This window comes from Paenibacillus daejeonensis DSM 15491, assembly GCF_000378385.1.
Taxonomy (GTDB): domain Bacteria; phylum Bacillota; class Bacilli; order Paenibacillales; family Paenibacillaceae; genus Paenibacillus_D; species Paenibacillus_D daejeonensis.
Genome location: NZ_KB899663.1, coordinates 418,938 through 440,685, shown reverse-complemented (window position 1 = coordinate 440,685; position 21,748 = coordinate 418,938). Strand labels below are relative to the sequence as shown.

Here is a 21,748-nt window from a genome sequence, read left to right as displayed (position 1 = left end):
TCCGGTAGACCTTGTCATATAAGGCGTGAAATCTACGCTTCTTGTTTTCCTTGGCCGCATGACCTAGTTTCTCTTGGAGTTGTTGAACGTTTTCCTTTGGTGTTATTAGCCGTTTGGCATTCACTGATTCGTACCTCCTTAAGAAACGTGAACAAAGCAGGGCCCCTTTCCTCCCGCAGGTTGTGTTGTCCTGCGTTCATCAGTACTACGAGCCCCTCGGACTCCCTTCCTGCAGGCCACTCCCTTCACTTTTCAAGTTTATAGAGTACCTCTTTACGATTTTTTTTTCGTGCAGGGGAGGGCCTCCCCAGTTCACTGCACCCTCTTTCAACCCATGCCGTTCTCCATACGCCGGAGGATTCTTCGTTGCTGCTCCAAGTTCTTAGCAACTTCCATGGTCTTCGTCCATTGTATCGGGACTCGACTTCCTCTTTTCCCTCTTGCGAGGCCTTTTTGACGACGCGGCAAGATTCACTTTATGTTACGGCCTGGTCTGTCGCTCGCCCTGTCTCCGACAGGTACTTTTGTCGATACGCTTTTACGCAAGGATTTCGCCTTACGCAAGTATCCTAGCTACGCGGGGGCTTGGCCCCTCCCGCGACCGGACTTTCACCGGCTAGAAGATGCGTGCCTCTGGGCACGCATACAATAAAAAAAGCCTGTGTCATCCAAGACACAGGTAGTAAACAATCTTCTATTCCAAGTAACTGTAATATTCCAAGATGTCAGCGATATTCTTCCGGTGCCCATCAGTTAACGTGTAATCATTGGACTTATTAGAAATGTCCTCGAATCTTACTATAACTTCCTCTACACCCGGGATCGTAGAAGCAAGCAAAGACTCTTCTTTGTCTCTCACCTGAATATCTACTGCTTCTGTCATACCCGAACCGAAGAAATCAACGTTATTCATCTTATCAAGCGGAGAAAATTTTAGTTCTTCCAGCGTATCTCCAGCTCTAACTTTTATACCTGTAAAGACAAACAATGCTTTTGAAGGATCTTCTTGGAACCCAACCCGAAGCAGCATATACTTCTTGGAGTCTTTAATGCCGATATAAGGATAGAAGATCAAACCTTGGTTGATAGGTGACTTAGGGCTGATAAAGGTTATATTTTCAACCTTATCTTCTTTAATTTCAAGCGATGATTCTAACTCTGATTTGCGGGATGCAATTTTACCTTCCAGTTCAGTTCTCAGCGTGGTGTATTCTTCTTTGCTTTCTGCGGCAATCGCTTTATCGATTGTAGCCATGGCAGCAATATACTTACCTTCCGCGTTCAAAGCTTGAGCGTCGGTAAAAAACGCCTCATGCTCATTGCTTTTATCTCCGGTAGCAGCTGCAGTTTGTTCAGTCGTCGAATTCCCGGACGCAGCTCCTCCTGTCGTTGTTGCAACCTCAGAATCATCTCCGCCTAGTATTGATCCCACAACAACTATTATAACCATAAGCCCAAACAAGGCAGCGGGCACTGCCAAACAACCCACCATTAATTTTTTCTTTGCGCCTGCCAAAACGTTAACCTCCAATTTATGTATAGTAAGATAGTTCCATCATATCAGTAATCAGGATTAGACACAACAATTTGTTTAGGTATTATTGACCAATATCTCTTTGTTTTATAATCCTATTTTACTAAATTTATATATTCAAAACGACTTTATCCGGTTTTTTTCAACAATCTTCACATGCTTTTAGTTCTTTAAAACTATTCATTAACCAATGTATTCAATGTGATCGTGCATCGAAAAAAAGCCCCGTCATCAATACGATGACAGGGCTCTTCTTTGACATGGGCAACACGTTAATTAACGCAGCCCTATCTGGAACTTTCTTGAGTCTGGCCAGGATTCAGGTCCTGCCATACCTTCTTGTTGCTGTAGCGGCGGTCGGTGCTGATCTCCTGGCCGAACCACGCCGGCGGCTCGAAGCGTTCAGCTTCCGCCACACTGTCGAATTCCACCTCGACAACCGTCAGATCGAGCTGCTCGTAGCGGTCAATCTCCAGTTGGAAGGGTCCTGCGTCTGCGGTGGTGCGAACCTTGATCAGCGGGGTAGTCCCCGACATCCGCATCATCTGCTCATAGATGCCCTCGGCAATCGTGTACTCGATTTCCTCCCGCGAGATCCCCAGCCCCCGCTTGAAGGTATGCGTATGAATGATCTCACCCGAGTGCAGATCGGTGATGGCACGGATTCGCAACTCCTCGCCGTCGTGAATCGCCAGATAGGTCTGGGCAATTCGCTGCTCACCGATTACCGTCAATGCACCAGAGGCGGCCAGATCGCCCGGCAGGCGATCCAGCAGCCATTTGCGTTCAATTTCCTGTGCCATGTTGCCCGTTGTGCCCCTCTCTTGTCCTAGTCCTACTATCATCATACACCGGACCCCGGGGCTCAGTACATATTTTTACCGTAAAAAATCTCGTCCATCTCGGCCTTCAGCGACTCTGTGATCTCCGCCTGCTCCTGCTGGCTCAGCGTATCCTTGGTGTACCCGAAAAGATAGTCGTTCAGCTCGAATTTCTTCAGCTTACACTTCGTATGGAAGATATTCTCCTGATAGACGTTGACGTCAATCATATCGTATTGCTCGATGATATTGTCAGGAATATAGCTCTGAATCGAGCTGATCTCATGATCAATGAACAGCTTATGACCGCTGATGTCCCGCGTGAAGCCCCGCACCCGGTAATCCATCGTCATAATATCGGTATCGAAGGAATGAATCATATAGTTGAGTGCCTTGAGTGGCGATATTTCACCACAGGTCGAGACATCAATATCCGCGCGGAAGGTACTGATTCCTTCGTCCGGATGATATTCCGGGTACGTGTGCACGGTAATATGGCTTTTATCCAGATGCATCAGCACAGTCTCCGGGAGCGGTCCCGGCGATTCGTCGAACGATTCATTGGGTGCTCCGGCAACGGGCCCTTCCGATACCAGCAGGGTCACGCTCGCGCCTTGCGGATCGTAATCCTGCTTGGCGATATTCAGGACATGAGCACCAATGATGTCCGAGACAGCTTTGAGGATTTTTGTGAGCCGATCGGCATTATATTGTTCATCGATATATTCGATATACGCTTGCCGCTCCTCCTTGGTTCGCGTATAACAGATGTCGTACATGTTAAAGCTCAGCGATTTGGTAAGATTATTGAAGCCATGCAGCGTGATTCGCTGCTCCTTGGTTAGTTTCATCAGTCATCGCCTCCTGCCAGATATGTAGTATTAGATTAATTTACCCAACTGTACCCTAACAAAATCAGACGAATCCCACAACCCCCTGCTGCCGGTCTCATGCGCCCTGGTACGATTATGTGGTATAGTTACTCTAAAGATACTGTAAAGCCGGAGGCAAAGGAGTGTCATGATGGAAAAAAAAGCGGAGCATTGCAAAATTGTCGTTGCCCTGGACACCATCGTAGGAAAGTGGAAGCCTATTATACTGATGCAGCTGGAGTTCGAGGGCACCAAGCGGTTCAATGAACTGCGACGGCTCATGCCGGATATTACACAGCGAATGCTGACCTTGCAGCTGCGTGAGCTGGAGGAGCAGGATCTGGTGAAGCGGGTAATCTATCCTCAGGTACCACCGAAGGTCGAATATTCCCTGACCGAATACGGCAAGAGTATGATTCCACTGCTGGAGGCGATGCATGAATGGGGAGCCAAGCATATGGAGCATATGGAGAAGCGCAGCAAGCAAGTTGCTGAAGAGCAAGTTAGCGAAAAATAACATAAAAAAGCGACACCTGCCCAAGATGGACGGTGTCGCTTATTTGAGCTATTGCCCGAGAACGGGAATAGCTTACTTGACGACTTTCAAACGAGTTTCGAGAGGTGCAAACTCTTTTTCACCAGGCTGTGCAGCCTGTTTGCCAAATGGCATTTGAGCAAGCAGCTTCCAGTGTGCTGGAATGTTCCACTCAGCTTTGACCTGCTCGTCGATGAGCGGGTTGTAATGCTGCAGCGAAGCGCCATAGCCTTCTGTAGTCAACGCGGTCCATACGACGAATTGCAGCATGCCGCTCGACTGGTTCGACCAGATTGGGAAGTTGTCCGAGTACAGTGGGAACTGCTCTTGCAGACCATTAATGACTTGCTCGTCCTCGAAGAACAGGATCGTACCGTAACCGTTGTTAAATCCAGCCAGACGCTCTTCTGTCGAAGCAAAGCTGTCTGCTGGTACGATGGCACGCAGAGTTTCCTTCACAATGCCGTCCCACAGTTTGTTATGGTTCTCGCCGAGCAGGATCACTACCCGGGAGCTTTGCGAATTAAACGAAGACGGGGTATGGTTGATGGCTTCGCCGATCAATTGCTCCAATTTCTCGTCGCTGATGACAGATTCAGGGCTGATTGCATAATAGCTGCGTCTTTCTTTGATCAATTCCAGAAATGTATTACTCACAAATTCCACTCCTTCTCATCTTTAGTCGCGGCACTGCCGGTATCCGATGATTAGTATCTCCGGTTGTCAGGAATTACACACATGAACGAATGCCGTAGCAATGCTACTTTCTAATTATGAGCGATAAACCTTTTTAATGTAAGTAGGCACATAAATGTGAGCTAGTATAAAAAAGGATACCACTTAGCCTATTTACGTTGCCAATAAAAAATCGCCAGCTGCGTCCGGTCCCTGAGTTCTAGCTTGTCCAGAATGATGGTTAACATATTGCGAACCGTACCTTGACTCAAATGCAGCTGCTCACTGATCTCCTTATTGGACAATCCCTGCGCCACACCTTCTACGATCTCCTCTTCACGAGCTGTCAAACCGCCAATCGGTTCGTGCACCGGTGTCATAATTATTTTCAATACATCCTGATCCAATACCGTCGCACCGGAAGCCAAGGCTCTCAGTTGGGCAGCCATATTGTCAATGGAGGCCGACTTGAGCAGATACCCGGCCGCTCCGGCCCCCAAGGCCAGGCGGATGTTACTCTCGTCCCGGAAAGTAGTGAGCATAAGCACCTGAATGTGTGGCCACATCGATTTAATGGTCTTGGTGCTGGCGATGCCGTCCATGACGGGCATGCGGATATCCATGAGGACGATATCGGGCTGTTCACTCCGGCAGAGCTCGATTGCTTCTTCACCGTTGGCTGCAACGCCCACGACCACTAGGTCCGCCTCGCGGCCCAGCAGCAGTTTCAAGCTCTGGCCAACTAAAGGATCGTCATCCGCGATCAGCAGCCTCATCCGGCTCTCCCCTTTCCTCCAATGGAATGACGCATACCAGCAGAACTCCTTGCCCCCGGCTGATGGACAAACTGCCCCCGAGCGCCCGCGCCCGCAGCTGCAGGTTCTTCAATCCCGTACCGGGCTGTCCCGTATCCGGAAGGGTCCCATTATCTTGTACGAGCAGACGCACAATGGCTTCGCCGGTCTGGAGCTCGATACGGACTTCGGTAGCGTTGCTGTGACGGGCGACATTGGTCAATGCTTCCTTCAGACACGACTCCAGCAGGTCCCACTGATACGCCTGAATCCGCTGCATATCCCCTGTCTTCACGAAGTGCAGCCCGAGCTCTCCATACCCCTGTACGACCTGTTCCAGACGTTCTATCCCGATCCGGGCAACCGGCGTAGCATTATGTACGGTCTCCCGCAAACTGTCGGTGCTCCGCTCGATTCGGCGTCTCACCTCCGCCAGCAGCTTGGCTGCTTCTTCAGGCTCTTTCACATAGTCATAGGCCTGCAAGGCCAGCGAGGCACCTGTCAGATCATGCCCCAGATGATCATGCAGCTGCCTGGCAATTCGGTACCGTTCCATCAGCTCAGCCTGATGGGCCGAAGCCCGCCCCGCAGCCAGCAGCTCCGTCCTGAACCGCTCCAGCTCCTGTCGGGCCTTGCGCTGCTCGTCCACCTCCTGTTGGTACAATCGCTCATTCCGCAGGCTGACACGTGCGAATCCACCGAAGAACAGGGACGCGGCGAAGAACCAGAGTCCAACGGCCGGATCGCCCTGCGCCAGCAGCAGTCCAGCCGCAAGGGGCAGGGCCAGTAGCCATCTACCAGCCAGGGCCAGCTCAAATATGGGCAGAGCCAGCGCATATCCCGCCAGCGGCGTGAATGGCATGAATAAGGCCGCTGCGCCGATATCCAGCGCTGCGGTCCATGGGGGCAGCGGAAATCGCCACCGCAGACAAACCAAGATGAGCAGTAGTAGAATGAGCAAAAACAAGGAGGGCCGGGCATCCCCGGCGATCCACAGATGGATGAGCGCTACAATCTGCAGAAACCGCCAGCCCTGTACGTATGGAACCGGACTCATGCCGCGTCCCTCCTTCCTTTTACAGCCTCAGTGAATCTTGCGGACGCTGCCAAGCGTCAAAAAAATGATCGTATACAACCATAATACGCCATTTGCCAGCCAAAAATCGAGGAGGTCTCCGCCAGATGTTACCCACGCCATCCCATCTGTCAGCCAATACGTCGGCAGTACCATGATGACACGGCTCAGGGGCTCGGGTATCATCTCGACCGGGAAGAGCATGCCACCCAGAAGCGACAAGAGGACGATAATGGTCATATACACCAGAAAGGCGATCTCTTTGCTCCGATACAGCGCGACCCAGGCCACCGCCATAGCCAGTGCAGTAAACGCGAAGGACACATAGAGCACCAGCAGCATGAGCGGCTGTCCCAGCTCCTGCCCGTAGAGCACGCCTCCTGCCACTACGACCGTACACTGGAGCACGAGGATACAGGCAAAGGCAAGCAGGTTCTGACTCAGGTAGCTGAAATGGGTAATCGGTGCCACAGCCAGCCGCTTGACGATGCCGCTGGTACGGTCTTCGATAAGAATGGCTGTCAGACGGATGGCCACGAATAGGAGCAGAATCCCGAAATAATGGTATCCATAAGGCAAAGCAGGCCATAGCTCACTCTGAGGCAGGAAGATGGCTGCCAGCGGGAACAGACTGAGGAAAATGAGATTCGTGGGATTGCCAAAGCTCCGTTTCAACGCAAACTCGAAGATGGTCACCGCATTTTCCTCCTCCCCAGCAGCAGCATCAGCGGAAACAAGACCAGGCTTGCGGCAGCCAGCACGTTGGCTTGAAGCCAGGCTTCCCCTGCCTCGCCGTTGGCCATGGCGGTCACAGCCCCATCACTGAGCGTAAGCGGATTGCCGTATGAGCCCAGGAAATTCATCACCGCGTTATCCGGCATCGGAAAAAACAAGCCCGCCAATACGATGAATCCTACGCCATAAATTTCGGTCAGCCGTTCAGCCGTTTTGAAGCTGCGGACGGAGAACATCAAAATCAGACTAACAATACTAGATACCACGGACAACAGGAGCAAATTATAGCTCATCCATACCCAGTGCTCCCATACCACGCCAAGTACAAGCTGAGCGTAGGTCATGAGCAATACGCCCAGCACGAGCGAGTAGACCGTTCCGCACAGCATGATGGAAAACGCGTACAGCGATTTATTGAAGGGCAGTGTGAAGATTCGCATCCGTTTTTCGGTAAACAGATCATAATACAAATAGGACATGACCACAGAACCGGAAAAAAGCTGAAAACTCATAATCATCTGTTGCGCCGTGTCATGGAAGAGTAGTCTACCCGATTCCGCCATGGCATTCCCCATCAGATAGGAAAATAGGCTGAGCAGCACGATTGGCACACCAAGCAGAAGCAGCAGCACGAGATAATCACGAGACATCCGGCGCAGTGTCCAGGGAACCGTCGACAGCACTCTCATGACCCTTCCTCCTTGTCCCTGAGCTGCTTGCCCGTCAGCGTGAGGAATACGTCTTCCAGGTTCGGTTTGTCCGCCTGAATGCCGACGAGTCCTGTCTGCTCTTTGATGATCGTAATGATTCGGTCCAGATTGCCTGCCCCGGCAGCTGAAATAACCGTCAATTTATTGCCGTGCACTGTTACCTGCTTGATGCCCGCAATCTGCTCCAGACGCCCGCGATCAACCAGACTCGCATCGGTGACATCAATGGACACCTTCTCTTCATGCTGGATGGTCCGCACGAGTTCGTCGACGGTCCCCTCCTGAATGATTTGTCCCTGGTCCATAATGACGACACGAGAGGCGATGGCTTGAACTTCCTCCATATAATGCGTCGTGTACAGAATCGTCGTCCCGCGATCCCGGAGCCGGGTCACGGCCTCCAGGATATGATTGCGCGATTGCGGATCAATGCCCACCGTCGGCTCATCCATAATCAGCAGCCGCGGCCGGTGGGTTAGCGCACAGGCGATATTAAGCCGTCGCTTCATGCCGCCCGAGAATTTGGCGGGCCGCTTGTCCGCACGGTCCTCCAAACCGACAAAAGCCAATGCCTCAGCCGCCCGGCGCTTTTTCTCCTCCCCTTTAATCCCGTACACGCCCGCAAAAAACAACACATTCTCCCGCGCTGTCAGCTCGTCGAATACCGTAATTTCCTGAGTGACCAGCCCCAGCTTCTCCCGGTTCGCGTGAGAGAAGGGATGTCGATCATCACCGAATAAATTGATGGTCCCCCGATCCACGGGTGTCATTCCCGTGAGGGTTTGGATCAGGGTCGTCTTGCCCGCCCCATTGGGTCCCAACAGGCCCAATATTTCGCCCTCGTGAAGATCCAAGTCTACTCCGTCCAGCACAAGCTGGGTTCCATAGCGTTTCACCACGCCTTGCAGGGATGCAATAGTCATCGAGAATCCCCTCCGCTTCATAGGATACCCTTACTATGAACGTTTTGGCGACCCCTTTATAGTTACATTTGTCATGAAATCGTCTGCTCCCCACAGCCTCATACTCGCTAACGGCCGCCACTAAGCGCCTCTAGCCGTTCGCCAGCTTATCTGGCAATATAAAAAGCCTCCCCTAATTCCGGCACTGCCGGAGGGAAGGCTTTTCGATAGATAAGAACTTAGTTGCGAATCAGATAATCAAATGCGCCCAGCGCGGCATTTGCACCCGAGCCCATCGAGATGATGATTTGTTTGTAAGGATTGTTCGTACAGTCGCCTGCTGCGAACAAGCCAGGCATGCTGGTCGCGCCGTGGTTGTCGATAACAACTTCGCCAATCCGGTTGCGCTCGATGACATCGCCGAGCCAGTCCGTGTTAGGTACCAGGCCGATCTGCACGAATACACCCTCCAGCTCCACATGATGCTCTTCGCCGCTGTCACGGTCCACGTAGGTAATACCATTGACCTTGTCGGTTCCAGTGATCTCCTTGGTCTGTACGTTCTTCAGTACAGTCGAGTTCGACAGACTGTTCAGACGATCCTGCAGAACGGAGTCGGCCTTCAATTCAGGCGCGAACTCCAGCAGGGTGACATGGCTAGCGATTCCAGCCAGGTCAATAGCCGCTTCGACCCCGGAGTTGCCTCCACCGATAACTGCGACATGCTTGCCTTCAAATAACGGGCCATCACAGTGTGGACAGTAAGCCACGCCTTTGTTTTTGAATTCCTGTTCCCCAGGGACACCTACATTACGCCAGCGCGCACCTGTGGAGAGGATGACCGTTTTACTCTTGAGGACCGCGCCATTCTCCAGCTCAACCTCGATCAACTCTTTCTTCTCCAGACGCTTGGCGCGCTGCAGCTTCATAATATCGACGTTGTACTCCTTGACGTGCTCCTCCAGGCTTGCCGCCAGCTTTGGACCTTCGGTATACTTCACGCTGATGAAGTTCTCGATGCCCATTGTATCCATGACCTGGCCGCCAAAGCGGTCGGCTACGATACCTGTACGAATGCCTTTGCGTGCAGCATAGACTGCGGCGCTAGCACCGGCCGGTCCGCCGCCTACAACCAAGACGTCATACGGCTCTTTGTTCTCGAATTCGGAGGCATCTGGTCCGCCGCCGATTTTGGCCACGATCTCTTCGATACTCATGCGGCCGCCACCGAAGAATTCGCCGTTCAGGAAGACGGAAGGCACAGCCATAACTTCCTTGCTCTCGACTTCTTCCTTGAAGACAGCACCGTCAATCATCGTGTTCGAGATGCCAGGGTTCAGTACGCTCATCACGTTGAGCGCCTGAACCACATCCGGACAGTTATGACAGCTCAGGCTGACATAGGTCTCAAATTTATACTCGCCTTTGATCGCTTTAATTTGATCGATGACGCTTTGGTCCACCTTTGGCGCCCTGCCGCTCACTTGCAGCAGCGCCAGGACGAGGGACGTGAACTCATGACCGAGCGGGGTGCCTGCAAAGACAATACCCGATTCCTCGCCGACTTTGTTCACACTGAAGCTTGGCGTCCGTGGGAGATCCGCTTGTTCTACGGTGATCCGGGACGTCATCCCGCTCAACTCATCCACAAGCTCCTTCATCTCGTCCGAGGCCTTACCCTCGCCCGTGCTGACGCGCAGCACCAGGTCGCTTTCGAGCATCTGCAAATATTGGTTTAGTTGTTGTTTGATGTCCGCATCCAAAGCCATAGGATCACCTCATAGGATAGATTTTTTTAAAACGGCCGGAGCGGCTCAAGCGGTATGACACTCAGTCCGCTTGACCTCTCCGGCTCGTATATGAAACACATAAAGTCTTTCTCCAAGTCGGTGTTCAGCACCGAGAAGTTTGAAGACAGGAGGAAATGAGGAGCGGAGCGTAGGCGAACCTACGTGAGCACCGGAAGTTTCGACTGCCTTCAAAATTCGATGTCGAATCCGCTTCTTGTAATTACTTCGTGATCAACACCGACACTTAGATTTTGCCTACGAGGTCAAGACCTGGCTTCAGTGTTTCTCCGCCTTCTTGCCATTTTGCAGGGCATACTTCGCCTGGGTTGTTGCGCACGTATTGAGCAGCTTTTACTTTGCCTACCAGCGTGCTTGCGTCACGGCCGATGCCGCCAGCATTGATTTCAACAGCTTGAACGATACCGTCTGGATCAATGATGAATGTTCCGCGGTCAGCCAGGCCGTCCTCTTCGATCAGAACGTCGAAGTTGCGGGAGATCGTGTGCGAAGGATCGCCGATCATAATATATTTGATTTTACCGATGGTCTCGGAGCTGTCATGCCATGCTTTGTGCGTGAAGTGTGTATCTGTCGAAACAGAGTAAACTTCTACACCCAGAGCTTGCAGGGCGTCATATTGATCTTGCAGATCGCCGAGCTCAGTCGGGCATACGAATGTGAAATCCGCTGGATAGAAGCATACAATGCTCCATTTGCCTTTAAGGTTAGCTTCTGTGACTTCGATAAATTGACCATTTTGATACGCTTGAGCTTTAAACGGGGCGACTTCTTTTCCAATCAGAGACATGTGATGGTTCCCTCCTAAAGGTAATTGATTATTAAACTCATTCTAAACTAATATTAATTATTCTCCGCTCGAATGTCAAGCCTTTGAGAATAACGGTTGTCCAAATGAGTTTATCTCGCTCTATTTTACACGAATGCTTCCATAATTGCACATGACATAGCGCACAAATCTCGTCATTAAAAAAACAGCAAGCCCGCCTCCCCTCCATTGAGAAAAGCTGGCTTGCCTAGCTGAATTTTAATGCAGGAATACAACGAAGCTTAATTGAAAGAGATGGAGTAGGAAACCGGCCCCGCTGTGGATCCTGGTACCCGCTCCACCACCGTAATCAATGTTCCTGGCTCATAATACCCGAAACCGCCATTGTAGCTGGTGCCGCTAATGACCGTTGGTCCCACACTCAATTGCGTCCCATTATAGGACCAATAATACTTGACCTGCAACGAGTTCGGTACGGCTGTGTTAATCTTTACGCCGGTGCCCGAAGTCCTGGCATTCGGGAGAATGTAAGCATAGCCTTCGCCGGGACTGAGTGAGTGGGAGTAAGAGCTGCCGTAACTTACTATAGAGGGATTGGCCGAGGCAGTAAGGCAGAACGTAAGGGAGAATACAACGACTAGCAAGGACAGCTTGACGTACAGGTTTCTCATCATTAGATCTTCCTTTCATCTGGGAATGGGCCATATTAGACTGGGCGATGCTCTAGCGATAGGTTGAAGCTTGCCTCTCTGTATAACGTTATCATTTCTATAAATTCTAATATATACCATATATGGTTAGGTGTAAATGACATCGTTTAGCTGCCAGGAGAATTGGGTATAAATAACCGATTGTTCTAAAATGGAAGGTTATGGAGAGGATGACTCACTTGAAAAGTATAAATGTAAGGGCTTTGGCCGGCAAATGGCGCATTGGATTTGTGTTATTACTCGCGCTCTCACTTGTGGCAGCGGGCTGTTCGAATTCATTTGATGGAAGCAGCAGCGGTGGCGGGGCAGCAGCCTATCAGCCTGCTGAGCCAGGCAAGGTGGACCTCGATCAGCTTCACGGAATGTATTACGGCTTTAGTCCAGACTTCGACGGCTCGGAATGCGGCGGCATGTGCTGGAACATCGTTACTTTCCTGCCGGGCGGGCAGCTTGTCTTGGATGCTCCTCCTTCGGGCGGTCCTGAGACGATCGATTGCGCGGAGGGCTATTGTCAGTCCTACACCATAGAGAATGGGGAATTGGTGCTTGAGGATGGCGAGACACGCAGCATCGAGGTTAGTGGCGACACGCTGATTATCGATGAGGTCGAATTGGCTCCGGTGCAACCTGTTGGAGAGGGTCTGACACTGGATCAGGAGTATTTGCACAGAGGGTTCAGCGGCCTGGTCGGGATCTCTAGCGGCTCTACCTCCTGGCAGGAAGACCTCGTGTTAAGGTCTGATGGCACATACGAGAGCAGCGATCTGATGATCGGTTCCGTAGAAGGAGGAGCACCGACCACAGGCGCGGCCGGTGGCGATTCCAGCGGCACGTACGAAATCAGCGGCAACACCATCACCCTCACCGACACAAATGGCGAGACCTCGCGCGCGTTGTTCTTCCTCCACGAAGACGATGACAGCATCCAGATCGGTGACAGCAACTTTATTATCGAGGAGTAACCGGCGTGCAGCCCTTGCACTGAATGTCTGCTGCGGTCCGTAACCGATATGGCTGGGTTGGTTAGAAAAGGCTGAAGTCTCTGGGGTTGCCTAGGTTCGCTGTTGCGGCTGGGGTCACTGGGAGGCTATGGTGACTCCGTTGGCGGGTTGGGCTCGGCTGGCTTGGTGACTCCGTTGGCGGTTGGGCTGGGCTGGCTTGGTGACTCCGTTGGCGGTTGGGCTCGGCTGGCTTGGTGATTCCGTTGGCTGGGCCGCCTGGTTGGATAGTCATCGGCTGTTCCGTCTCCTGCCTCCCGTCTCTCGCCTCCCGCCTCCTCCCTCCTCTTCTCACCCTCCCCGTTCATTCTCTAACGGCCACCACAGCACTTATTTCGACCTAATAGGGACATTTTCAAATCTAACGGCCACCAGCGCAGTTATTATGAGGTTTTCGAGCGCTGGGAGCTCATTCTGATCGCAATAAGTGCATATATGGCCGTTAGAAAAACTGAGACTCGTTTTGGGCACGAATAAGCGCTCATATGGCCGTTAGAGATGCTCGCTGGTAGTAGTATAGCCTCGGTTGGCGCCGTTACCGAAGTTCGCCGGGGTTTCCTTTGGGTTACTGGGTTACTGGGTTACTGGGTTACTGGGTTACTGGGTTACTGGGTTACTGGGTTACTGGGTTACTGGGTCTGTGGGTCCCTGGGGTTACCGGGTCTGGTTGACCGGGTCTGGTTGAGATAGACAAATTAGGAACATCCGCTATTGTAAGGCGCTGCCATTTTATGATATAGTTTGTTTAATACATACGGTGTGAAGCACATGCCGCTTTGATTCGCCAGCCTCTGATGGGGTTGCGCTGATTAAGGCGGCATTTTTTATTTATGAAATGGAGGAGTGGCTAGATGAGTTTGTTCGAACAGTGTTACAACGCTTGGATAGAGAAGCAGATTGCTGAGGAAACAAATCCCCGGAGGCTGGAGCTGCTCCGACGTGGGCTCGGTTACGGGACGATTGCTTTTCTCCGATACATCTGGTTCCCCGCCGTCGGCAATTTCGACCACTTGTATGCGGAATGGGAAGTAAGAGATCTAAACAACGGGTATCGTTACCTCGACCTAGTATACATACCTGGAAAGGTCAAAGCCTGCATCGAAATTCATGGCTACCGCTCTCACGCCAGAGATGTCGAAGCCGGACGATTCAAGGACTTGTGTATGAAACAAGCGTTGCTGGTACTGGCGGACTGGACCTTCCTCCCTGTGGCCTACCTTTCGATAAAAGAGGATCCAGAGCTCTGCAAAAAGCTGGTGCTTGCGTTCATTGGTAAATTTCTGAATACGACAGAAGCCAACTCATTAAATTGGGCAGAAACGGAGACCCTGCGATTTGGAAGAAGACTGATGCGTCCCTTTTCGCCGCTTGAGCTTGGAGAACATCTCAAAATATCTGATCGGCATATCCGGAGAACGCTGCACAGCTTAGTGGATAAGCGCCACTTAACAGTGGTCGGTGGAAAACAGCGGTATCGGAGCTTTATGTTAGCTGATATTGCTGAGGTTGTCCCTGTCCCTCCAGTTGCTGACTTATGAGGCAGTCTCGACATCTAACGGCCACCAGCGCAGCTATTTCACCTAAATCGTCACAGTCCAAATTCTAACGGCCACCAGCGCAGTTATTATAGGGTTTTCGGGTTCTAGGAGGTCACTTTGAACGTAATAAGTGACTATATGGCCGTTAGAGAAAATCAGACTCTTTTTTGGCACGAATAAGCGTCTATATGGCCGTTAGGCTGGGAACTAGTATGGGGGCTTACTTGGGGGCTTACTTGGGGGCTTACTTGGGGGCTTACTTGGGGGCTTACTTGGGAACTAGTACAGGGGCTTGCTCGGGGGCTTGCTCAGGGCTACATAGGCGCTTCCACCCGGACTAGTATGGGAGGGCTTGTGCTGTGCTTGCATTGGCATTCGCAGGGGGAATAGCACGCGGGGCTTGTACAGGGCTTGCACCAGGTGGCGTACATTGGGGGAACTGTGATATGGCTGACAATAAACCGCTCGTTGCCCGTATAACATCGTCGGAGTCCTACTACTCGACACCTTTCGATTGATGGGCTAGATTTTCGTTCAATTGATGGCTCCCAATCTTGTCCTAACGTGGTAGAATGGATAAGGGAAGGAGGTCAGCAATGACCATGGAAAACAACAACAGCAACGTAAAAGAGAAAACTGAAGAAGAAAAGAAACGCGAAGAGGAAGCCAAAAAGATCATTGTGGCCGTGCACTCCCGCTCGCTTCAGATGCTGCAGGGCGATTTTGACGACACCTATGCGGTCGAAGGTCAGATCGTCAATCATCCCAACTTCGGACCCATGTTCATCTATCGGCTGAAGGAGAAGGAAGGCGACAAGGAATACGCATGTGGATTTTTCATGAATGAAATGCTGAAGAAGCATCAGGAAGCCGGCCGAGCCGGCCAATGGCTCGCTTCCTTCTATATTGATATGATTGATGCTGGCGTAAGCCGGCCATTACTGGCACCACCTCCGGACAAGGATGCGGCCAAGAAGCTGCTGGACGAGCAAATTGTACCGCACTGCGCGAACTCCGTAAGAGAAGAATTCGGAGATGACAAAGTTAAGGTAGGCTTCAATATGCACAAACAAGCCGGTCCCGTGCTCGAAGCTGGATTTCCGCAGCTCAAGGATGGCAATAATGCTTGTGCGATGCCGCTCCAATATCTGATGACTCTGCACCTGATGAATCGCGATCCGGCAGAAGCACTCATCAATGGACTATACAAGATTCAAGACGAATACGAAGCCAAGCAAGCCTAATTCCTGAAGGAAGGGGTTGTCGCACGTATGAAGTACATCAAGTTGGGCCGCACAGGGCTGGAGGTCTCCCGGATCTGCCTGGGCTGCATGAGCTATGGCGTATCCGAACGGGGTACCCACTCCTGGACAATCGATGAGGAGCGCAGCCGCCCGTTCATCAAGCAGGCGCTGGAGAAGGGGATTAATTTCTTCGACACCGCCAATGTTTATTCCGACGGGACAAGCGAAGAGATCGTTGGCCGCGCGCTGCGGGATTACGCCAGCCGGGATGAGATCGTCATTGCTACCAAGGTGAATGGACGGATGCGTCCCGGACCGAACGGCGCCGGTTTGTCCCGCAAGGCCATTTTGAGCGAGGTTGACCATAGCCTGCAGCGGCTGGGTACCGATTATATCGACTTGTATCAGATCCATCGATTCGATCCGCATACCCCCATCGAAGAAACCATGGAAGCGCTACATGAGGTCGTCAAGGCAGGCAAAGCCCGCTATATTGGGGCCTCCTCCATGTACGCCTGGCAGTTCCTGAAGATGCAACACGTCGCCGAGCAGCATGGCTGGACCCGGTTCGTCTCCATGCAGAACTATGTGAATCTCCTCTACCGGGAGGAGGAGCGCGAGATGCTGCCGCTCTGCAAATCCGAAGGCATTGGCGTCATCCCATGGAGTCCGCTCGCCAGAGGCCGTCTGACCCGTGACTGGGACGAGACTACAAGCCGGTCCGAGACCGACGAATTCGGTAAAACGCTCTACGCGCATACCATCGAGGCCGACCGCAAGGTCGTCCAGACCGTGGCCGAAGTCGCGGCAGAGCGGGATGTCCCCAGAGCTCAGGTTGCTCTCGCCTGGGTGCTCCAGAAGGAGGGCATCACCTCGCCAATCGTTGGTGCAACCAAGCTGCATCATTTAGAGGATGCTGTAGCTGCCGTCGAGCTCCAGCTGACGCCTGAGGAGATTGCCCGGCTGGAAGAGCCATACGTGCCCCATCCCGTGCTTGGCGGATTGAATACCTAGCATGCAGAAGCCGCCCTACCGGTATTGGAGGGCGGCTTCGCTCGCTTACGATGGATTCATTCGTTCAGAATGTCCGTTCAACGATCTAACAGGATCGAGCCAGACGAAACCCGAGATCGTCGATGCGAAACGTCGGGTGACTACGGCGCCTGCAGGTCGCTCCGCAGCCTCTGGCCTCCTCTGCCCAACTTCCGCCCCGGAACACTCGGTACGAGCCATACACTTCGACATCATACAGATCCCAGCACCATTCCCACACATTACCGAGCATATCATAGAGTCCCCACGCATTCGGCTGCTTGCGTCCTGTCGGTTGAATGCGACCGCCTGCGTTGTCCCGGTACCATGCAATCTCATCGAGCTCGCCATATTGATATCGCTTCGTCCCCGCTCTACAGGCATATTGCCATTCCGCTTCAGTAGGCAGACGATAACCGTTAGCCGTCCAGTTGCACTCGACGCCTCTGCCTTCATCTCCTATCGAATAACTTGGCTGTAGACCTGCCCTGCTAGAGAGAAGATTGCAAAAGGCAATGGCGTCTTGCCAAGACACTTCAACGACCGGAGCCAGCGCAGGGGCATGGGCCTGAGGTGCGGCAGCCGTCTGCATGATCGAATCATAGAGTTCATTGGTGACAGGGAGCGGGGCCAGCAAAAAGGAATTTATACGCTCGGTCCACTGCGTCTTTTTACGGTCATCCCTCATCTGGATCTCGCCAGCCTGGATGCTGACCATGGGATAGGCTTCATCGGTATGCTGTGTACTCGGCATTGATCTTCCTCCCGTGGATTCGGAGCTAGAGCGCACCGAGCTTGTGTATTGCATCTTGTTCGGTCGGCAAGAATGCGAACTGCCGCCCGTGGTTACATTCATAGATAAAATCCCGCAGGCTCTTGCTCGTCAGCTGCGAGAAGTCCCCGACGATCGCCAGCTTGGTCCCATAGTTGGTGTACTTCTGCAAAATGTCGCCTGCCAGCTTAGTGGACAAATCATAAAAACGCGCACTGAACAAAGCCTGCGGAATCACTATCCGGTCGCAGCCCGTTTCGTATTGTACCGTCGCCATCAAGTCCAGAGCTGTCTGCACATCATCGATGATATCCGGCCAGCTGCGGACCACCGCGACCGGTTGCCCCTCTGTTTCTACCTTAATTACCTCCATCATTCGCTCCCCCTTTAGCACTAGTGTTTATAAGATAAATGTTGTCCGTTCTGTACCAGCTCATCCTAAAATGACGGCCGATCTTAGGGATCAGCCGTCATACAATTGCGCGTGTGTATAACAGAAATCTACTTCGACTCCATCACCGCGAAATAATGGGCTTCATCATCTGCAAAGTTGAAGACTCGTCCGGAAGGCAGAGTCACCAGATCACCGACGGTCACGCCTTGCTCCGTGAGACGCTGATACAAGCCGTCCAGATCATTGGAGAAAAACATAAGTGATGGCGTGTCCAGGTTAAGCTCGGGTGACATCGCTGCAACGACTGCTTTATTATGGAGAACGATGGACGTGGCTGCGCCTTTGGGGGCTACCTCGATCCACCGCATGCCCTCGCTATCTTCTTCGGAGACAACCTCAAAACCCAGCTTCTCCGTCCAGAACGCGCGTGCCGTATCTTGATCGTCAACGTACAACATGATTTGACCGATCTTGCTGATCATGCTTCATCCACTCCTTCGCGCTGGCGCGTAATGGTCAAGCTGACATCAGTATAGCATAATTTGGAAACCGATGTTAAACTTGCTGCTGTTCTTGCTCTTCTTCTTGCTCCCGGACGACGCCAAGCTCCTCAGCCAACTGCTCTAGCTCCGCCCTTGTCACAGCCGGGATAAGCGCTGGCTGACGCTCCAGTGCGGCCGCGCTCTGCTCCCTCGCCTCATCCGTCCGCCCCAGCTGCCTTAGGGTGAGCGCATAATAGTAATAGGGCTCCGCAAACCGTGGCGACTTGGCCATCACCAGCTTATACATCTCCTCGGCTTCTTCGTAGCGGCCCAGCGTGTAGTACGTTTGCGCCAGATTGTCCCGAATCGTCTGGTCTTCGCCATTGTAATCATAGGCCTCCAGATTGAAGGCAAGCGCCTCCTCCGCATCCCCATGGAGCAGCTTCAAATAGCCCAGATTGCCGTACACCATCGTGGTTTTAAATGAATCATAGACGCCTTCGAGCAATGCTACGGCTTCGGAACGGTTGCCCTGCAGCCATCCTACCGTCGCGAGATTAATCTTAATCTGCATCTCGTCCTCACGTCGCTTGGAGCGGGATAGTCCGTCCCGGAACACTTGCTCCGCACGGGCCAGGTCGCCTTTTTTCATGAGCAGGTAGCCATAATGCATGAACTCTCGGGCGCCGGCTCCATCCAGCCCGGTTGTCTTCTCCAGTAACGCCAGTGCCTGCTCCTCCCGTCCTTGCGTATAGGCCATATTGGCCTTCATGGAATACAGCATGAACCGGTTGCGATAGTATACAACTCCCACTAGCAGCAGAATGACTGCAATTCCCAGCAGCCAGTGCGTGATGAACGCAGCACCGACTATGATAACGACAGCCACAAATGTCAAAATGGTTACAAGCAGCTTCGGCATGTTTCTTTCCGCTCCCCTTCTCCATTGCCGCCAACGGCAATCTTTCAATGTCTATGTCGATTATACCATTCCCTGGACGCAAAAAGGAGAGCTGACTTCGGCCGGCTGCAGCCAGGAAGCCAACTCTCCTTGAGAGCTTCGCATGATATGCTATTTTGTATACAGATGCTTCATCAGCTCGCGGTTTTTCTGGGCAAACAACTCGTTGTGAGAAGAGACCATTCCGTAGGAATTGGCCTCTGGGATGACGAACTGCTTGGCCTCATTGACAGCATTGGCCGCATCCTGGAAGGCGCCTGCAATCAGGTGCAGCTTGCCCTCATGGTACAGGACATCGCCTGCAGCATAGATGCCAGGGATCGACGTCGCACTCATCGGCGTACCTGCAACCCGGTAATCCTTCATGTCAATTTGTACTTCACTGTTGGCCAGCAATTCTTTATCTCGTTCATAGCCATGATTAATAATAATCTCGTCCACCGCCAGTTCCAGAACCGCCCCGTCCTCTGCACGCTCCAGCACCACGGTCTCAATCTGGCCCTGATCCGCGTCCGCCACCAGCTTGGAAATCGTCGTATTGAGCAAAACATGCACGGAGCTGCTGCCCAGCTTGGAGATTTCCGCTTCATGTCCCTTCAGCGATTCGCTGCGATACGTCAGGTAGACCTTCTCCGCGATCGGAGCCAGCTCATTGGCCCAATCGACCGCTGAGTTGCCACCGCCGGAGATCAGTACGGTTTTGCCTTTGAAGCGGGCCAGTGATTTCACAGTATAATGCAGGTTGGTCACTTCAAAGCGCTCTGCGCCCTCAATCGCCAGCTTGATCGGCTTCAAGATACCGCCTCCCACAGCCAGAATGACGGTTTTGGAGCGATGTACCCTGCCGGTATTCGTATGTAGCAGGAACAAGCCCTCCTCGTCCTTGGCAATGGAAGTGACCTTCTCCCCCAGTACAACCTCCGGTTGAAATGTCATCGCCTGCGCGACAAGCTGGTCGATCAGTTGCGCGCCAGGAACGGGCGTCAAGCCGCCGACATCCCAAATCATCTTCTCCGGATAGACATGGACCTTGCCGCCAAGCCGGGGCTGAAACTCAATAATCTTCGTCTTCATCTCCCGCAACCCGCTATAAAAAGCAGCGAACAAGCCTGCAGGCCCGCCCCCGATGATCGTAACATCCATGATTTCTTCATTCATTCTATATCCCTCATTTTCTCTCATGATATAAACATAAGGTGATGATCAATTGTCTCTAGTATATCGATAATGATAATTATTATCAACTAAACACAGACAAAAAAATGCCCTGCCGCACCAACTGCAACAGGACATTTTCTGTTCAGGCTATTGTTCGTTCGATCAATTCGGAAGCTGAGCCAGCAGCCGGTGCACACGTTCGACCGGTACGGCCAGACCGATCTTCTTGGTCTGGTCTTCTACGACCCGCTCGGTTGTAGCAAAGACGACGGCAGAGACGCGCCCCTCTTCATTAATAACAGGACTGCCGCTATTGCCTTCGAAGATCGGCGCATCCAGTGCCAGCACGGGATGCTGCCAGTCGCGCAGCTGCATCTCACCAATTACCGTGCCCTGTCCGACAATCAGGGTGAAGCCGCGCGGATTGCCCACCACGTGAACCGGCATATCCGGTGTCCAGCCTCCCTCGTCGAGCGGCAGGGACGGCCAGTCATCCGGATGATCGCCATCGATACGGAGAATGGCTAGATCGACCGACGGATCGGAGGCGACGACTGTCGCCGGATACGTCGACTGGCTTTTCGTCGGGAATTGGACTTGCTGATACACCCGGTCTTTGACCACATGGTGATTGGTTACGATGTATCCCTCCGGAATATAAAATCCGGTGCCCCGCCCGCGGTCCGTGCTGACCAGAGCAATAGATTCCTTGTACTGCTGAATCTGCTCGTCCCGGGACAGCTCACGGGATGTGAAGAGGAAGGGTAGCGTTTCTCGATTGTAGATCTGAGGCCAGAAGGCGATGATATTACCTACCAGTGCCAGGGCCAACAGGCTGAGCACGAAGCTTTTTATCCGCTTGCGTCGCTTCTCCTGCGCTTCGGTCAGCTCTTCCTCATCGTCCTCTTCCCAGAATGCGTCGGAATTCGGATCAAGCGGATCCTCAGGCGCCTCCTCGTCCTTCTGTCCCTCGGAGGCTTCCACGGTTCTCGGGCGCATCTGCACCACCTTGCCGCCGGGCTTCTCGTCCCCAGAGCTTTCACTTTTTGGAGAGGTGGACGCGGAAGACGGACGTTCCTTCTGACCATTGCGGTGCATCTGTACCACCTTGCCCGAGCGCTCCCTCGGCCTGTCATCATGCTCCGGCTCGCCCGTCGCTTTCTCGTCTTTGGACTTCTCGTTCGAATCCTCATCCTTCATCCATCATCACCTCCCCTTCCTACGCTTTG

Annotated in this window: 24 protein-coding genes; 5 read left to right on the top strand and 19 right to left on the bottom strand. The window is 52.6% G+C overall.

The window, feature by feature from the left end; translation table 11 throughout:
- Window positions 1–694 precede the first annotated feature (694 nt).
- From F556_RS0117005 to speD, 3 genes are all read right to left on the bottom strand, one after another.
- Window positions 695–1,516: a hypothetical protein gene (locus F556_RS0117005; protein WP_020618185.1), complete on the bottom strand. Its 822-nt coding sequence runs from the start codon at window positions 1,514–1,516 to the stop codon at window positions 695–697.
- A 305-nt stretch (window positions 1,517–1,821) separates the two neighbouring features.
- Entirely contained in the window at window positions 1,822–2,382 is a 561-nt protein-coding gene (locus F556_RS0117000; protein ID WP_342663311.1) for a CYTH domain-containing protein, read from the bottom strand.
- 17 nt (window positions 2,383–2,399) lie between these two features.
- Window positions 2,400–3,206 (bottom strand): adenosylmethionine decarboxylase, encoded by an 807-nt coding sequence (speD, locus tag F556_RS0116995; protein WP_020618183.1) that lies wholly within the window; start codon window positions 3,204–3,206, stop codon window positions 2,400–2,402.
- 172 nt (window positions 3,207–3,378) lie between these two features.
- Here speD and F556_RS0116990 point away from each other — a divergent pair, with 172 nt between their 5' ends.
- The gene (locus F556_RS0116990) at window positions 3,379–3,744 is read left to right on the top strand and encodes a winged helix-turn-helix transcriptional regulator (RefSeq protein WP_020618182.1); all 366 of its coding nucleotides are present in this window, start codon (window positions 3,379–3,381) and stop codon (window positions 3,742–3,744) included.
- Between the two features lie 72 nt (window positions 3,745–3,816).
- Here the strand turns inward: F556_RS0116990 and F556_RS0116985 are convergent, their stop codons facing one another.
- The 9 genes from F556_RS0116985 to F556_RS0116945 all read right to left on the bottom strand — a co-directional run bounded on the left by F556_RS0116985 (window position 3,817) and on the right by F556_RS0116945 (window position 11,904).
- Window positions 3,817–4,419: a nitroreductase family protein gene (locus F556_RS0116985; protein ID WP_020618181.1), complete on the bottom strand. Its 603-nt coding sequence runs from the start codon at window positions 4,417–4,419 to the stop codon at window positions 3,817–3,819.
- A 188-nt stretch (window positions 4,420–4,607) separates the two neighbouring features.
- Window positions 4,608–5,213, bottom strand: a complete 606-nt coding sequence (locus F556_RS0116980) for a response regulator transcription factor (protein WP_020618180.1) — start codon at window positions 5,211–5,213, stop codon at window positions 4,608–4,610.
- Window positions 5,191–6,288 carry a sensor histidine kinase gene (locus F556_RS0116975; RefSeq protein ID WP_020618179.1) on the bottom strand — a complete coding sequence of 366 codons (1,098 nt, stop codon included), beginning with the start codon at window positions 6,286–6,288 and terminating at the stop codon, window positions 5,191–5,193. The genes F556_RS0116980 and F556_RS0116975 overlap by 23 nt, the downstream gene beginning before the upstream one ends.
- A 27-nt stretch (window positions 6,289–6,315) precedes the next feature.
- Window positions 6,316–7,002 carry an ABC transporter permease gene (locus tag F556_RS0116970; protein WP_020618178.1) on the bottom strand — a complete coding sequence of 229 codons (687 nt, stop codon included), beginning with the start codon at window positions 7,000–7,002 and terminating at the stop codon, window positions 6,316–6,318.
- The gene (locus F556_RS0116965) at window positions 6,999–7,730 is read right to left on the bottom strand and encodes a hypothetical protein (protein ID WP_020618177.1); all 732 of its coding nucleotides are present in this window, start codon (window positions 7,728–7,730) and stop codon (window positions 6,999–7,001) included. Before F556_RS0116965 ends, F556_RS0116970 begins: the two co-directional genes overlap by 4 nt.
- A complete protein-coding gene (locus F556_RS0116960; RefSeq protein ID WP_020618176.1) occupies window positions 7,727–8,674 on the bottom strand; it encodes an ABC transporter ATP-binding protein in 948 nt (315 codons plus the stop codon). Before F556_RS0116960 ends, F556_RS0116965 begins: the two co-directional genes overlap by 4 nt.
- Window positions 8,675–8,892: 218 nt before the next feature.
- Window positions 8,893–10,422, bottom strand: coding sequence for an alkyl hydroperoxide reductase subunit F (gene ahpF, locus F556_RS0116955; protein WP_020618175.1), 1,530 nt, complete (start codon window positions 10,420–10,422; stop codon window positions 8,893–8,895).
- A 265-nt stretch (window positions 10,423–10,687) separates the two neighbouring features.
- Window positions 10,688–11,251 (bottom strand): alkyl hydroperoxide reductase subunit C, encoded by a 564-nt coding sequence (ahpC, locus tag F556_RS0116950; protein ID WP_020618174.1) that lies wholly within the window; start codon window positions 11,249–11,251, stop codon window positions 10,688–10,690.
- A 260-nt stretch (window positions 11,252–11,511) separates the two neighbouring features.
- Complete coding sequence (locus F556_RS0116945; protein WP_245583080.1) at window positions 11,512–11,904, bottom strand: hypothetical protein; 393 nt, start codon at window positions 11,902–11,904, stop codon at window positions 11,512–11,514.
- 239 nt (window positions 11,905–12,143) lie between these two features.
- On the opposite strand from F556_RS0116945, the gene F556_RS34340 reads away from it, so the two are divergent.
- Window positions 12,144–12,902, top strand: coding sequence for a hypothetical protein (locus tag F556_RS34340; protein WP_020618172.1), 759 nt, complete (start codon window positions 12,144–12,146; stop codon window positions 12,900–12,902).
- Between the two features lie 125 nt (window positions 12,903–13,027).
- Here the strand turns inward: F556_RS34340 and F556_RS37805 are convergent, their stop codons facing one another.
- Entirely contained in the window at window positions 13,028–13,246 is a 219-nt protein-coding gene (locus F556_RS37805; protein ID WP_157272791.1) for a hypothetical protein, read from the bottom strand.
- A 543-nt stretch (window positions 13,247–13,789) separates the two neighbouring features.
- Here F556_RS37805 and F556_RS0116935 point away from each other — a divergent pair.
- The 3 genes from F556_RS0116935 to F556_RS0116925 all read left to right on the top strand — a co-directional run bounded on the left by F556_RS0116935 (window position 13,790) and on the right by F556_RS0116925 (window position 16,734).
- A complete protein-coding gene (locus F556_RS0116935) occupies window positions 13,790–14,476 on the top strand; it encodes a hypothetical protein (protein ID WP_020618171.1) in 687 nt (228 codons plus the stop codon).
- 596 nt (window positions 14,477–15,072) lie between these two features.
- A complete protein-coding gene (locus F556_RS34335) occupies window positions 15,073–15,720 on the top strand; it encodes a hypothetical protein (RefSeq protein WP_020618170.1) in 648 nt (215 codons plus the stop codon).
- Between the two features lie 27 nt (window positions 15,721–15,747).
- Entirely contained in the window at window positions 15,748–16,734 is a 987-nt protein-coding gene (locus F556_RS0116925; protein ID WP_020618169.1) for an aldo/keto reductase, read from the top strand.
- A gap of 85 nt (window positions 16,735–16,819) precedes the next feature.
- Here F556_RS0116925 and F556_RS0116920 read toward each other — a convergent pair whose 3' ends face one another.
- The 6 genes from F556_RS0116920 to F556_RS0116895 all read right to left on the bottom strand — a co-directional run bounded on the left by F556_RS0116920 (window position 16,820) and on the right by F556_RS0116895 (window position 21,719).
- On the bottom strand, window positions 16,820–17,506 hold the full coding sequence (locus F556_RS0116920) for a formylglycine-generating enzyme family protein (protein WP_020618168.1): 687 nt from the start codon (window positions 17,504–17,506) through the stop codon (window positions 16,820–16,822).
- 25 nt (window positions 17,507–17,531) lie between these two features.
- Window positions 17,532–17,897, bottom strand: coding sequence for a DUF4180 domain-containing protein (locus tag F556_RS0116915; protein WP_020618167.1), 366 nt, complete (start codon window positions 17,895–17,897; stop codon window positions 17,532–17,534).
- Between the two features lie 128 nt (window positions 17,898–18,025).
- A complete protein-coding gene (locus F556_RS0116910) occupies window positions 18,026–18,400 on the bottom strand; it encodes a VOC family protein (protein ID WP_020618166.1) in 375 nt (124 codons plus the stop codon).
- 73 nt (window positions 18,401–18,473) lie between these two features.
- On the bottom strand, window positions 18,474–19,322 hold the full coding sequence (locus F556_RS34330) for a tetratricopeptide repeat protein (RefSeq protein WP_020618165.1): 849 nt from the start codon (window positions 19,320–19,322) through the stop codon (window positions 18,474–18,476).
- Between the two features lie 150 nt (window positions 19,323–19,472).
- Entirely contained in the window at window positions 19,473–20,519 is a 1,047-nt protein-coding gene (locus tag F556_RS0116900) for an NAD(P)/FAD-dependent oxidoreductase (protein ID WP_020618164.1), read from the bottom strand.
- Window positions 20,520–20,681: 162 nt separating this feature from the next.
- Window positions 20,682–21,719 (bottom strand): S1 family peptidase, encoded by a 1,038-nt coding sequence (locus F556_RS0116895; RefSeq protein WP_020618163.1) that lies wholly within the window; start codon window positions 21,717–21,719, stop codon window positions 20,682–20,684.
- Window positions 21,720–21,748 lie beyond the last annotated feature (29 nt).

Excerpts from the sequence above, each read along its gene's own strand:
- F556_RS0116980 (WP_020618180.1), bottom strand. The coding sequence starts at position 5,213 with ATGAGGCTGCTGATCGCGGATGACGATCCTTTAGTTGGCCAGAGCTTG.
- F556_RS0116895 (WP_020618163.1), bottom strand. The coding sequence starts at position 21,719 with ATGAAGGATGAGGATTCGAACGAGAAGTCCAAAGACGAGAAAGCGACG.
- F556_RS0116910 (WP_020618166.1), bottom strand. The coding sequence starts at position 18,400 with ATGATCAGCAAGATCGGTCAAATCATGTTGTACGTTGACGATCAAGAT.
- F556_RS0116900 (WP_020618164.1), bottom strand. The coding sequence starts at position 20,519 with ATGAATGAAGAAATCATGGATGTTACGATCATCGGGGGCGGGCCTGCA.
- F556_RS0116960 (WP_020618176.1), bottom strand. The coding sequence starts at position 8,674 with ATGACTATTGCATCCCTGCAAGGCGTGGTGAAACGCTATGGAACCCAG.
- speD (WP_020618183.1), bottom strand. The coding sequence starts at position 3,206 with ATGAAACTAACCAAGGAGCAGCGAATCACGCTGCATGGCTTCAATAAT.
- F556_RS0116975 (WP_020618179.1), bottom strand. The coding sequence starts at position 6,288 with ATGAGTCCGGTTCCATACGTACAGGGCTGGCGGTTTCTGCAGATTGTA.
- F556_RS0116945 (WP_245583080.1), bottom strand. The coding sequence starts at position 11,904 with ATGATGAGAAACCTGTACGTCAAGCTGTCCTTGCTAGTCGTTGTATTC.
- F556_RS0116965 (WP_020618177.1), bottom strand. The coding sequence starts at position 7,730 with ATGAGAGTGCTGTCGACGGTTCCCTGGACACTGCGCCGGATGTCTCGT.
- ahpC (WP_020618174.1), bottom strand. The coding sequence starts at position 11,251 with ATGTCTCTGATTGGAAAAGAAGTCGCCCCGTTTAAAGCTCAAGCGTAT.
- F556_RS0116920 (WP_020618168.1), bottom strand. The coding sequence starts at position 17,506 with ATGCCGAGTACACAGCATACCGATGAAGCCTATCCCATGGTCAGCATC.
- ahpF (WP_020618175.1), bottom strand. The coding sequence starts at position 10,422 with ATGGCTTTGGATGCGGACATCAAACAACAACTAAACCAATATTTGCAG.
- F556_RS0116990 (WP_020618182.1), top strand. The coding sequence starts at position 3,379 with ATGGAAAAAAAAGCGGAGCATTGCAAAATTGTCGTTGCCCTGGACACC.
- F556_RS0116935 (WP_020618171.1), top strand. The coding sequence starts at position 13,790 with ATGAGTTTGTTCGAACAGTGTTACAACGCTTGGATAGAGAAGCAGATT.
- F556_RS0117000 (WP_342663311.1), bottom strand. The coding sequence starts at position 2,382 with ATGATGATAGTAGGACTAGGACAAGAGAGGGGCACAACGGGCAACATG.
- F556_RS34335 (WP_020618170.1), top strand. The coding sequence starts at position 15,073 with ATGACCATGGAAAACAACAACAGCAACGTAAAAGAGAAAACTGAAGAA.
- F556_RS37805 (WP_157272791.1), bottom strand. The coding sequence starts at position 13,246 with ATGAACGGGGAGGGTGAGAAGAGGAGGGAGGAGGCGGGAGGCGAGAGA.
- F556_RS0116915 (WP_020618167.1), bottom strand. The coding sequence starts at position 17,897 with ATGGAGGTAATTAAGGTAGAAACAGAGGGGCAACCGGTCGCGGTGGTC.
- F556_RS34330 (WP_020618165.1), bottom strand. The coding sequence starts at position 19,322 with ATGCCGAAGCTGCTTGTAACCATTTTGACATTTGTGGCTGTCGTTATC.
- F556_RS0116925 (WP_020618169.1), top strand. The coding sequence starts at position 15,748 with ATGAAGTACATCAAGTTGGGCCGCACAGGGCTGGAGGTCTCCCGGATC.